Genomic DNA, 206 nt, shown 5'->3' with positions numbered 1-206 from the left:
TAGTTGGTGAAGAACGGCGTATGACGGCCGCCCTCGTCCTTGGTCAGGATGTAGGCCTCGGCCACGAACTTCTTGTGTGGCTTCACCGTGCCCGGCTTGGCCAGAACCTGGCCGCGCTCGACGCCTTCGCGGTCGACGCCGCGCAGCAGCGCGCCGATGTTGTCGCCGGCCTGGCCCTGGTCGAGCAGCTTGCGGAACATCTCGAC

Annotated in this window: 1 protein-coding gene; it reads right to left on the bottom strand. The window is 66.5% G+C overall.

The window, feature by feature from the left end:
• On the bottom strand, positions 1-206 hold a 206-nt coding region (locus ACWGS9_RS36040), incomplete at both ends, for an EF-Tu C-terminal domain-related protein (protein WP_454509591.1).

The sequence above is a fragment of the Mesorhizobium sp. Arg314 genome, assembly GCF_053714275.1.
This window is presented reverse-complemented; position numbering and strand designations above follow the sequence as displayed.